The sequence below is a fragment of the Enterobacter sp. 200527-13 genome, from assembly GCF_027924865.1.
GTDB classification, from domain to species: Bacteria; Pseudomonadota; Gammaproteobacteria; order Enterobacterales; family Enterobacteriaceae; genus Enterobacter; species Enterobacter ludwigii.
Window position 1 is genome coordinate 1 of sequence record NZ_BSCM01000010.1, and the last position, 12,700, is coordinate 12,700.

Here is a 12,700-nt window from a genome sequence, read left to right on the forward strand (position 1 = left end):
TCCCCATGTGAGAGTAGGGAACTGCCAGGCATCAATTAAAAGAACCCCGTACCGTATGGTGCGGGGTTTTTTGCTTTTTGGGCTTCTTACTTCCTCCTTGAAACTTTCTCACCTTCCGCTTGCAGACTCGACATTCAGCCTGTTTCTGGGTATCGTTAGCTGTCTGGATGTCTAAACGTTTATACGTATGCTGTGAGGATATGAGGTTATGCCGATTCGGGTGCAGGACGAGCTACCAGCCGTCAATTTCTTACGTGATGAAAACGTCTTTGTGATGACGACTTCACGCGCTACAGGTCAGGAAATTCGCCCACTGAAGGTGCTTATTCTCAATCTGATGCCGAAAAAGATCGAAACAGAGAACCAGTTCCTGCGTTTGCTTTCGAACTCGCCGCTGCAGGTTGATATCCAGCTGCTGCGAATCGATGCCCGTGAGTCGCGAAATACGCCTTCTGAGCATCTGAATAATTTTTACTGTAACTTCGACGACATTCGCGACGAAAACTTCGACGGACTGATTGTGACCGGTGCACCGCTGGGCCTGGTTGAATTTAATGATGTTGCCTACTGGCCGCAGATCAAACAGGTACTGGAGTGGGCTAAAGATCACGTCACGTCCACGCTGTTTGTTTGTTGGGCGGTGCAAGCCGCCCTGAATATCCTCTATGGGATCCCCAAACAAACCCGCACTGAGAAGCTTTCAGGTGTTTACGAGCACCACCTTGTTCAACCTCACGCCCTGTTGACGCGCGGGTTCGATGACTCCTTCCTGGCCCCACACTCGCGCTACGCCGATTTCCCGGCGCAGCTGATTCGTGATTACACCGATCTCGATATCCTGGCCGAAACCGAAGACGGGGATGCTTACCTGTTTGCCAGTAAAGACAAGCGCATTGCCTTTGTTACCGGCCATCCTGAGTACGATCCGTACACCCTCGCGTCGGAGTATTTCCGTGACGTTGAAGCCGGTCTGAATCCGGACGTTCCGTACAACTATTTCCCCAAAAACGATCCACAGAACAAACCGAGAGCCACCTGGCGTAGCCACGGGAATTTGCTGTTTACTAACTGGCTCAACTATTACGTCTACCAGATCACGCCATACGATCTGCGCCACATGAATCCAACGCTGGAGTAATCTTCTGCACTAAACGATCCTAAAGCGTTTCAGCTATTCACATCAGGCACCTTCGGGTGCCTTTTTCATTTCCGAAATACCACCCAACAAACAATAAAACTTTAATTTCATATTAATCAATGTATTAAGTGCATTTAATAATTAAAATGGAAATTGTTTTTGATTTTGGAAAAAATATAGATAGTCTTAATTCTGCTGAGCGAAAACTACACAACGATCTTTCGTTCGCATCGGGGGCGTGATTTTGGATCTTTGATGAGGAGCAGAGTAATGACTCAACAGGCAACGACGGTCGATGAACTGGACTTTACCCAGCCGCATGGCGAGCAAGAACAGCAAATTTTGACAGCAGACGCTGTCGAATTCCTGACCGAACTGGTGACCCGCTTTACGCCAACGCGCAATAAGCTGCTGGCGGCACGCATTCATCAGCAGCAGGAAATTGACGATGGCAAGTTGCCTGGGTTTATTTCGGAAACCGCTTCCATTCGCCGTGGTGAGTGGAAAATCCGCGGCATTCCGGATGATTTACAGGATCGGCGCGTCGAAATCACCGGCCCGGTGGAGCGCAAAATGGTGATCAACGCCATGAACGCGAACGTAAAAGTCTTTATGGCAGATTTTGAGGACTCACTGGCGCCGGACTGGCATAAGGTTATCGACGGGCAAATCAATCTGCGCGATGCCGTGAACGGCACCATCAGCTATACCAACGAAGCCGGCAAAATCTATCAACTGAAACCCAATCCGGCGGTTCTGATCTGTCGCGTACGTGGACTGCATCTGCCTGAAAAGCATGTTACCTGGCGTGGCGAAGCCATTCCGGGCAGTCTGTTTGACTTCGCCCTCTATTTCTTCCACAACCACAAGAATCTGCTGGCAAAAGGCAGCGGTCCCTATTTCTATCTGCCGAAAACACAGGCCTGGCAGGAAGCGGCCTGGTGGAGTGAAGTGTTTAGCTTCACGGAAGATCGTTTCAACCTGCCGCGTGGCACCATTAAAGCCACCCTGCTGATTGAAACGCTGCCTGCGGTGTTCCAGATGAACGAAATTCTGCATGCGCTGCGCGACCATATTGTTGGGCTGAACTGTGGACGCTGGGATTACATCTTCAGCTACATCAAAACCCTGAAAAATCATCCCGATCGTGTACTGCCGGATCGCCAGGTGGTCACCATGGATAAACCGTTCCTGAGTGCCTACTCACGCCTGTTGATTAAGACCTGCCACAAGCGTGGGGCCTTTGCGATGGGGGGAATGGCGGCATTTATCCCAAGCAAAGATGCTGAACGTAACAATCAGGTGCTCAACAAGGTGAAAGCCGATAAAGAGCTTGAAGCACGAAATGGCCATGACGGAACGTGGATCGCGCATCCGGGTCTGGCGGATACGGCAATGGACGTCTTCAACCGCGTACTCGGTGAGAACAAAAACCAGCTGTGTGTGACGCGTGATGAGGATGCCCCAACGGCTGAAGAACACCTGCTGGCACCGTGTGCGGGCGAGCGTACGGAAGAGGGTATGCGCGCCAATATCCGCGTAGCCGTCCAGTACATTGAAGCGTGGATCTCCGGTAATGGCTGCGTGCCGATCTACGGCCTGATGGAAGATGCCGCTACCGCCGAAATCTCTCGCACCTCAATCTGGCAGTGGATCCACCATCAAAAAACGCTCAGCAACGGCAAGCCGGTGACCAAATCCCTGTTCCGTCAGATGCTGGCCGAAGAGATGCGGGTGATCCAGGACGAACTGGGTGAACACCGCTTCAGCAGCGGACGTTTTGATGACGCCGCACGCCTGATGGAGCAAATCACCACATCCGATGACTTAATCGACTTCCTGACCCTGCCGGGCTACCGCTTCCTGGCGTAATTCACCCCACAACAATATGGAGCATCTGCACATGAAAACCCGTACCCAACAAATCGAAGAATTGAAGAAAGAGTGGACCCAACCTCGCTGGGAAGGCATCCGCCGCCCGTATAGCGCGGAAGAGGTGGTGAAATTGCGTGGCTCGATCAATCCGGAATGTACCCTGGCGCAGCGCGGCGCGGCGAAAATGTGGGAGCTGCTGCACGGCGGTGCCAAAAAAGGTTACATCAATAGCCTCGGCGCGCTGACTGGCGGCCAGGCCCTGCAGCAGGCGAAAGCCGGCATCGAAGCCATCTATCTTTCCGGCTGGCAGGTTGCGGCGGACGCCAACCTGGCCTCCAGCATGTATCCGGATCAGTCGCTCTATCCGGCAAACTCGGTACCAACCGTGGTGGATCGGATCAACAACACCTTCCGCCGTGCGGATCAGATCCAGTGGGCGGCAGGCATTGAGCCAAACGATCCGCGTTTTATTGACTATTTCCTGCCAATCGTCGCGGATGCGGAAGCGGGATTCGGCGGCGTGCTGAACGCCTTTGAGCTGATGAAATCGATGATTGAGGCCGGTGCAGCGGCCGTTCACTTCGAAGACCAGCTGGCGTCAGTGAAGAAATGCGGACACATGGGCGGGAAAGTCCTTGTCCCAACCCAGGAAGCGATTCAGAAGCTGGTTGCGGCGCGTCTGGCGGCTGACGTGCTCGGCGTACCTACGCTGGTGATTGCCCGTACCGATGCGGATGCGGCTGACCTGATCACCTCTGACTGCGATCCTTACGACAGCGAGTTCATTACCGGCGAACGCACCAGCGAAGGGTTTTATCGTACCCATGCTGGCATTGAACAGGCGATCAGCCGTGGGCTGGCATATGCACCGTATGCGGACCTGGTCTGGTGCGAAACCTCCACGCCGGACCTGGCGCTGGCAAAACGCTTTGCCGATGCTATCCACGCCAAATATCCGGGCAAACTGCTGGCCTATAACTGCTCGCCGTCCTTCAACTGGCAGAAGAAACTGGACGATAAAACCATCGCCAGCTTCCAGCAGCAGCTGTCCGACATGGGCTACAAATATCAGTTCATCACGCTGGCTGGCATTCACAGCATGTGGTTCAACATGTTCGACCTGGCGCATGCCTACGCGCAGGGTGAAGGCATGAAGCATTACGTTGAGAAGGTGCAGCAGCCGGAATTTGCTGCCGGTAAAGAGGGCTATACCTTCGTTTCGCATCAGCAGGAGGTCGGGACCGGTTACTTCGATAACGTGACCACTATCATCCAGGGGGGCACCTCCTCCGTCACCGCCTTAACGGGATCGACGGAAGAAGCCCAGTTCTGAGCCGTGTAATGCCCGGTGGCACGCTACCGGGCCTGTGAACATACTCCCTCTCCCGTCGGGAGGGGGCCGGGGTGAGGGAGCATGAACAATGTCGCGTGGTCTGGAATTACTGATTGCCCAAACTATTCTGCAGGGCTTCGATGCCCAGTACGGACGTTTCCTGGAAGTCACATCCGGCGCGCAGCAGCGTTTTGAGCACGCCGACTGGCATGCGGTTCAGCAGGCCATGAAGCAGCGAATCCACCTTTACGACCACCATGTGGGTCTGGTGGTGGAGCAGTTGCGTTGCATTACCGACGGCAAAATCCCTGACGCGGAGTTTTTACTGCGCGTGAAGGAGCATTACACCCATCTGTTACCTGATTACCCGCGCTTCGAGATTGCGGAGAGCTTTTTCAACTCCGTCTATTGCCGGTTATTTGACCACCGCTCATTATCTCCTGAGCGGTTATTTATCTTTAGCTCTCAGCCGGAACGCCGCTTTCGCACTATTCCGCGTCCGCTGGCGAAGGATTTCTTTCCCGATCGCGGCTGGGAAAAACTCCTGCATCGCGTATTAACGGATTTGCCGCTGCGTTTGCCCTGGGAGAATAAAACCCGTGATATCGGCTATATCTCTGCGCATCTCAAGGAGACCTTTGGCGAAGAGGTGCTCGGGCAAAGCCATTTGCAGGTTGCCAATGAGCTTTTTTACCGTAATAAGGCCGCCTGGCTGGTCGGTAAACTGATGACACCGTCGGCCATTGTGCCGTTTCTGTTACCCATCCATCGTACCGATGACGGTGAACTGTTTGTTGATACTTGCCTGACGACCAGCGCCGAGGCCAGCATTGTCTTTGGTTTCGCCCGCTCCTACTTTATGGTGTATGCCCCGCTGCCTGCTGCTCTGGTGGAGTGGTTGCGCGAGATCCTGCCGGGGAAAACCACCGCCGAGCTGTACATGGCCATTGGCTGTCAGAAACACGCCAAGACGGAAAGCTATCGGGAATATCTGCGCTATGTCACCACGGCAGATGAGCAATTTATCGAAGCCCCCGGTATTCGCGGCATGGTGATGCTGGTCTTTACCCTGCCGGGTTTTGATCGGGTGTTTAAGGTCATCAAAGATACGTTCGCGCCGCAGAAGGAGATGACCGCTGCTCACGTCCGCGCCTGCTACCAGCTGGTTAAAGAGCACGATCGCGTCGGGCGAATGGCGGACACCCAGGAGTTCGAGAACTTTGTGCTGGATAAGCAGCAGATCGATCCGGCATTAATGGCGTTATTACTGCAGGAAGCGCCGGCGAAAATCACCGATCTGGGCGACAAAATTGCCATCAGCCATCTCTATATCGAACGCCGCATGATCCCACTCAATATCTGGCTGGAGCAGTCCGAAGGTCAGGCACTGCGTGATGCCATTGAAGAATACGGCAACGCTATCCGTCAGCTTGCCGCCGCGAATATCTTCCCGGGTGACATGCTGTTTAAAAACTTCGGGGTCACCCGTCACGGGCGGGTGGTGTTCTACGATTATGATGAAATTTGCTATATGACTGAGGTGAATTTCCGCGATATACCGCAGCCCCGCTATCCGGAAGATGAACTGTCCGGCGAGCCGTGGTACAGCATCTCACCGGGAGATGTCTTTCCTGAGGAGTTTCGCCACTGGCTGTGCGCTGACCCGCGCATCAGGCCACTGTTTGAAGAGATGCATGATGACCTGTTCCGCGCCAGCTACTGGCGGGGCCTGCAGACGCGCATCAAGAATGGGCATGTGGAAGATGTGTATGCCTATCGCCGCAAACAACGGTTTTGCATCCGATATGCGGTGTAATGCCCCCTCTCCCGACGGGAGAGGGATTCAGGTGCACCCGATGTTATCGAATCCCGCCATATGCCAGCGTGACCTCTTTCGCCGCCTTAATCACCAGCGCACCTAACTCCGTGACGCGGTCATCGGTCATACGGGAAATCGGTCCGGAGATCGAAATGGCGGCAAACGGCTCGCGGTGCTCGTCAAAGATGCAGGCCGCAATGCAGCGCAGGCCTAACGCATGCTCCTCGTCATCAAACGAATAGCCGCGCTTGCGGGTCAGGGCCAGATCTTCTTTCAGATGTACCGGTGAGACCAGCGTGGCGTGGGTGTAGGCGTGCAGCCCTTTACGGTGCAGCAGCCCGGTGACCTGCTCTTCGCTGAGCTGCGACAGAAACGCTTTCCCCGCCCCGGAGGCATGCATCGGCAGCTTGCCGCCAATTGGTGCCGACATACGCATTAGCTGAGTGCACTGTACCTGGTCGATGATAATGGCCTGATGGTCGCTCTGGTCGAGCACGGCCAGGTTTACCGTCTCGCCGGAATCTTCCATCAGTTTACGCAGAATAGGGTGCACAATCGCCAGCAGGTTGCGGCTCTGCAGGAAGCTGCTGCCGACGATAAACGCATGTGCGCCCACCGCCCAGTGTCCCAGCTCACCCACCTGGCGCACAAAGCCCAGCTGCTGCATCGTGGTCAACAGTCGATGGGTCGTTGAGTTCGGCAGGCCAGCCTGCTGTGCCAGCTCTGTCAGGGCCACGCTGCTGTGCGACTCGGCTATCCATTCCAGCAGCTTCAAACCGCGCGTGAGCGATTGAACCTGTCCGCCCTGAGAGGCGGCGGTGGTGGCAGCAGGTTTTCTGCCGCGTTTAGCGGGAACGGTCGTGACCATGACGAACTCCTTTTTCTGTATCGTGGAAATCATTTTCGTTTTATTTGGTGATTTTGCAACCGTTATCCTGACTGATCGGATGAGTGATAGTGAACATGTCTCATGTTACCGCTGTGTGACTTTTACACCCTGCGAGATTGTGCCAGTATGGACTGCTGGCCTTTTGGCCTGGTTGAGCGTTGTCGGGAGCAAGTGTGAGCAGCAAAGTAGAGCAACTGCGTGCGCAGTTAAATAAACGAATTCTGGTGCTGGACGGCGGCATGGGTACCATGATCCAGAGCTATCGTCTGAGTGAAGACGATTTCCGCGGCGAGCGTTTCGCCGACTGGCCATGCGACCTCAAAGGTAACAACGACCTTCTGGTGCTCAGCAAACCGCAGGTCATTTCGGCGATCCACAACGCGTATTTCGAGGCGGGTGCGGATATCGTCGAAACCAACACCTTTAACTCGACAACCATCGCCATGGCGGATTACCAGATGGAATCCCTGTCGGCGGAGATAAACCTTGCCGCGGCAAAGCTGGCCCGCGCCTGCGCTGATGAATGGACAGCCCGTACGCCGGACAAACCGCGCTACGTGGCCGGGGTGCTTGGCCCGACCAACCGCACCGCGTCGATTTCACCCGATGTAAACGACCCGGCCTTTCGTAACATCAGCTTTGATCAGTTGGTGGCGGCGTATCGTGAATCGACCAAAGCGCTGGTGGAAGGCGGTTCCGATCTGATCCTGATTGAAACGGTATTCGACACCCTCAATGCCAAAGCCGCGATTTACGCGGTGAAAGAGGAGTTCGAGGCGCTGGGCGTCGACCTGCCGATCATGATTTCCGGTACCATCACCGACGCCTCTGGTCGTACCCTCTCCGGCCAGACCACAGAAGCTTTTTATAACTCCCTGCGTCACGCTGAAGCGCTCTCCTTCGGCCTGAACTGCGCGCTGGGTCCCGATGAGCTGCGCCAGTATGTGCAGGAACTTTCGCGCATCGCTGAATGCTATGTCACCGCACACCCGAACGCCGGCCTGCCGAACGCCTTTGGTGAATACGATCTGGATGCAGACACCATGGCGGCGCAAATCCGCGAGTGGGCCGAATCCGGTTTTCTGAATATCGTCGGTGGTTGCTGCGGTACCACGCCAGAGCATATTGCCGCGATGAGCAATGCGGTGGCGGGTCTGCCGCCGCGTCAACTGCCTACGCTGCCGGTTGCTTGCCGTTTGGCTGGTCTTGAGCCGTTGACCATCGGCGACGACAGCCTGTTTGTGAACGTCGGGGAGCGGACTAACGTGACCGGTTCGGCGAAATTCAAACGGCTGATTAAAGAAGAGAAGTACAGTGAAGCGCTGGACGTGGCCCGCCAGCAGGTTGAGAGCGGCGCCCAGATCATCGACATCAATATGGATGAGGGAATGCTCGACGCCGAAGCGGCGATGGTGCGCTTCCTCAACCTGATTGCCGGTGAGCCGGACATTGCCCGGGTGCCGATCATGATTGACTCCTCTAAGTGGGAAGTCATCGAGAAAGGGCTGAAGTGTATTCAGGGTAAAGGCATTGTTAACTCCATCTCGATGAAAGAAGGCGTTGATACCTTTATCCACCACGCGAAGATGGTGCGCCGTTATGGTGCCGCCGTGGTGGTGATGGCCTTCGATGAAATGGGCCAGGCCGATACCCGTGCGCGCAAAATTGAGATTTGTCGCCGCGCATACAAAATTCTGACCGAAGAGGTGGGCTTCCCGCCGGAAGACATCATCTTCGATCCGAACATTTTCGCGGTTGCCACCGGTATTGAAGAGCACAATAACTACGCGCAGGACTTTATTGGCGCGTGTGAAGACATCAAACGCGAGCTGCCGCATGCGCTGATCTCCGGCGGCGTATCGAACGTGTCATTCTCCTTCCGCGGTAACGATCCGGTGCGTGAAGCTATCCACGCCGTGTTCCTCTATTACGCTATCCGTAACGGTATGGACATGGGGATCGTTAACGCCGGACAGCTGGCCATTTACGACGACCTGCCGGCAGAATTGCGCGATGCCGTAGAAGACGTGATCCTCAACCGGCGTGATGACGCCACCGAGCGCATGCTGGATCTGGCCGAGAAATACCGCGGCAGTAAATCCGACGCATCGGTAAACATTCAGCAGGCGGAGTGGCGTGCCTGGGACGTGAAAAAACGTCTGGAATACTCACTCGTAAAAGGAATTACCGAGTTTATTGAACAGGACACCGAAGAAGCACGGCAGCAATCCACGCGCCCGATTGAAGTGATCGAAGGGCCGCTGATGGACGGCATGAACGTGGTCGGCGATCTGTTTGGCGAAGGCAAAATGTTCCTGCCGCAGGTGGTGAAATCCGCACGCGTCATGAAGCAGGCGGTGGCCTATCTCGAACCCTTTATCGAAGCCAGCAAAGAGAAAGGCTCCAGCAACGGTAAAATGGTGATCGCCACCGTGAAGGGCGACGTGCATGACATCGGTAAGAACATTGTGGGCGTCGTACTGCAGTGTAATAACTACGAGATTATCGATCTTGGCGTGATGGTGCCGGCGGATAAAATCCTCAAAACTGCGCGCGAAGTGAATGCTGACCTGATTGGACTTTCCGGGCTGATTACCCCGTCGCTGGACGAGATGGTCAACGTGGCGAAAGAGATGGAGCGTCAGGGCTTTACCATTCCACTGCTGATTGGCGGGGCGACAACGTCCAAAGCGCACACGGCGGTGAAAATCGAGCAGAACTACAGTGGCCCGACGGTTTATGTGCAAAACGCCTCGCGTACCGTGGGCGTCGTGTCGGCATTGTTGTCTGCCACCCAGCGTGATGATTTTGTCGCGCGTACCCGCAAAGAGTACGAGACCGTGCGTATTCAGCATGGCCGTAAGAAACCGCGGACGCCGCCGGTGACACTCCAGGCCGCGCGCGATAACGATCTGGCGTTTGACTGGGCCAGCTATACGCCCCCTGTGGCGCATCGTCTGGGCGTTCAGGACGTCACTGCCAGCATCGAGACGCTGCGTAACTACATCGACTGGACACCGTTCTTCATGACCTGGTCACTGGCGGGCAAATATCCCCGCATCCTTGAAGATGAGGTGGTCGGGGAAGAAGCCAAACGCCTGTTCAACGACGCCAACGAAATGCTTGACCAGTTGAGTGCGCAGAAAAGCCTCAACCCGCGCGGCGTGGTGGGCCTGTTCCCGGCGAACCGTGTGGGCGACGACATCGAAATTTATCGCGACGAGACCCGCACGCACGTGCTGGCAGTAAGTCGCCATCTGCGCCAGCAAACCGAGAAAGTGGGCTTTGCTAACTACTGCCTGGCCGATTTCGTTGCACCGAAGCTTTCCGGGAAAGCGGATTATATCGGGGCGTTTGCCGTGACCGGGGGTCTTGAGGAAGATGCGCTGGCGGAGGCGTTCGACGCGCAGCACGATGATTACAATAAAATCATGGTGAAAGCGATTGCCGATCGTCTGGCGGAAGCCTTCGCAGAGTACCTCCACGAGCGCGTGCGCAAGGTACACTGGGGCTACGCGGCCAATGAGAACCTCAGCAACGAGGAGCTGATCCGCGAAAACTATCAGGGGATTCGTCCGGCTCCGGGCTATCCAGCCTGCCCGGAACACACCGAAAAGGGCACTATCTGGACATTGCTGGATGTAGAAGCCCATACCGGCATGAAGCTCACCGAGTCTTTCGCCATGTGGCCTGGGGCATCGGTGTCCGGCTGGTATTTCAGCCATCCCGACAGCAAATACTTCGCCGTCGCGCAGCTGCAGCGCGATCAGATTGAAGATTACGCCCTGCGCAAAGGCATGAGTGTCTCAGAGGTTGAACGCTGGCTGGCACCCAATTTAGGCTACGACGCTGACTAACGTCACTTTTCCTTACAACAAACAGGGCGCTCATGAGGCGCCCTGTCTCTTTCTTACGTTTAAACCCTTATACTGAATCATAAAAACGTAGAACGATAAGGAGGAGAACCTTCCGTGCTGACCCTGTTACACTTGCTTTCCGCAGTAGCACTGCTGGTATGGGGCACGCATATTGTCCGTACCGGCGTTATGCGCGTCTTTGGCGCGCGCTTACGCACCGTTCTCAGCAGCAGCGTTGAGAAGAAGCCGCTCGCCTTCTGCGCGGGCATCGGCGTGACGGCACTGGTGCAGAGCAGTAATGCGACGACCCTGCTCGTGACCTCGTTTGTGGCGCAAGATCTGGTGGCGCTGGCACCGGCGCTGGTCATTGTGCTGGGCGCTGACGTGGGGACCGCGCTGATGGCGCGTATCCTGACCTTCGATCTCTCCTGGCTGTCGCCGCTGCTGATTTTTATCGGTGTCATCTTCTTCCTTGGCCGTAAGCAGACGCGTGCCGGACAGCTTGGCCGCGTGGGGATTGGCCTTGGGTTGATCCTGCTGGCGCTGGAGCTGATTGTGCAGGCGGTGACCCCCATCACCGAGGCCAACGGCGTTCAGGTCATCTTTGCCTCGCTGACCGGGGACATCATGCTGGATGCGTTGATCGGCGCGGTATTTGCCATCGTCAGTTACTCCAGCCTGGCCGCTGTGCTGCTGACGGCGACGTTAACCGCCGCGGGGGCGATCTCGTTCCCGGTCGCGCTGTGTCTGGTGATCGGGGCCAACCTTGGCTCTGGCCTGCTGGCGATACTCAATAACAGCGCCGCAAACGCTGCTGCCCGGCGCGTGGCGCTCGGAAGCCTGCTGTTTAAGCTGGTGGGCAGCCTGATTATTCTGCCGTTTGTCTATCCGCTGGCCAACCTGATGGACAATCTCCCGTTACCGAAGGCTGAGCTGGTAATCTATTTCCACGTGTTTTACAACCTGGTGCGTTGTCTGGCGATGGTGCCTTTTGCTGAACCCATGGCCCGCTTCTGCGAACGGCTTATTCGGGATGAACCGGAGCTGGATGCGCGTCTGAAACCTAAGCATCTGGACACGTCCGCGCTGGATACCCCGGCACTGGCGCTGGCTAATGCCGCGCGCGAGACGCTGCGCATGGGCGATGCCATGGAAACGATGCTTGAAGGGCTGCAAAAGGTCATGCACGGAGAGCCGCGAGAAGAGAAAGAGCTGCGCAGGCTGGCGGACGATATCAACGTGCTCTATACCGCCATCAAGCTCTACCTGGCGCGTATTCCGCAGGATGAACTGGCAGAGGAAGAGTCCCGCCGCTGGGCGGAAATCATCGAAATGTCGCTTAATCTCGAGCAGGCCTCGGATATCGTTGAGCGTATGGGAAGTGAAATTGCTGACAAATCCCTTGCCGCGCGCCGCGCCTTCTCGGTTGAAGGCCTGAAGGAGCTGGAGGCGCTGCACGAGCAGTTGCTGAGCAACCTGAAGCTGGCAATGCTGGTCTTCTTCTCCAGCGACGTACCGAGCGCACGCCGCTTGCGTCGTAACAAACATCGCTTCCGTATCCTCAACCGGCGCTACTCGCACGCCCACGTTGAACGACTGCACCAGCAGAACGTCCAGAGCATTGAAACCAGCTCCCTGCACCTGGGGTTGCTGGGGGATATGAAGCGTCTCAACTCGTTATTCTGCGCGGTCGCTTATAGCGTCATGGAGCAGCCGGATGAAGACGACGATCGAGATGAATATTAATCTCTGAAAGCGCCTATATAAGGTGGTTAACCTCAAAACCAGC

7 protein-coding genes are annotated in these 12,700 nt (G+C 55.9%); 6 read left to right on the forward strand and 1 reads right to left on the reverse strand.

Going from position 1 to position 12,700, the window contains the following annotated elements; translation table 11 throughout:
- Nucleotides 1–208: 208 nt before the first annotated feature.
- From metA to aceK, 4 genes are all read left to right on the forward strand, one after another.
- Complete coding sequence (gene metA / locus QMG44_RS21445; RefSeq protein ID WP_025206409.1) at nucleotides 209–1,138, forward strand: homoserine O-succinyltransferase; 930 nt, start codon at nucleotides 209–211, stop codon at nucleotides 1,136–1,138.
- Between the two features lie 270 nt (nucleotides 1,139–1,408).
- The gene (aceB, locus tag QMG44_RS21450) at nucleotides 1,409–3,010 is read left to right on the forward strand and encodes a malate synthase A (protein ID WP_281853272.1); all 1,602 of its coding nucleotides are present in this window, start codon (nucleotides 1,409–1,411) and stop codon (nucleotides 3,008–3,010) included.
- 31 nt (nucleotides 3,011–3,041) lie between these two features.
- The gene (gene aceA, locus QMG44_RS21455; protein ID WP_086533128.1) at nucleotides 3,042–4,346 is read left to right on the forward strand and encodes an isocitrate lyase; all 1,305 of its coding nucleotides are present in this window, start codon (nucleotides 3,042–3,044) and stop codon (nucleotides 4,344–4,346) included.
- A gap of 88 nt (nucleotides 4,347–4,434) precedes the next feature.
- Nucleotides 4,435–6,162 (forward strand): bifunctional isocitrate dehydrogenase kinase/phosphatase, encoded by a 1,728-nt coding sequence (aceK, locus tag QMG44_RS21460; RefSeq protein ID WP_020882863.1) that lies wholly within the window; start codon nucleotides 4,435–4,437, stop codon nucleotides 6,160–6,162.
- Between the two features lie 43 nt (nucleotides 6,163–6,205).
- Here the strand turns inward: aceK and iclR are convergent, their stop codons facing one another.
- A complete protein-coding gene (gene iclR, locus QMG44_RS21465; RefSeq protein ID WP_020882862.1) occupies nucleotides 6,206–7,033 on the reverse strand; it encodes a glyoxylate bypass operon transcriptional repressor IclR in 828 nt (275 codons plus the stop codon).
- A 194-nt stretch (nucleotides 7,034–7,227) separates the two neighbouring features.
- Here iclR and metH point away from each other — a divergent pair, with 194 nt between their 5' ends.
- Together metH and QMG44_RS21475 are read left to right on the forward strand one after the other, a co-directional pair.
- Nucleotides 7,228–10,911, forward strand: coding sequence for a methionine synthase (gene metH, locus QMG44_RS21470; protein ID WP_032681927.1), 3,684 nt, complete (start codon nucleotides 7,228–7,230; stop codon nucleotides 10,909–10,911).
- A gap of 114 nt (nucleotides 10,912–11,025) precedes the next feature.
- Nucleotides 11,026–12,657 (forward strand): Na/Pi cotransporter family protein, encoded by a 1,632-nt coding sequence (locus QMG44_RS21475; RefSeq protein ID WP_281853273.1) that lies wholly within the window; start codon nucleotides 11,026–11,028, stop codon nucleotides 12,655–12,657.
- The last annotated feature ends 43 nt before the right edge of the window (nucleotides 12,658–12,700 follow it).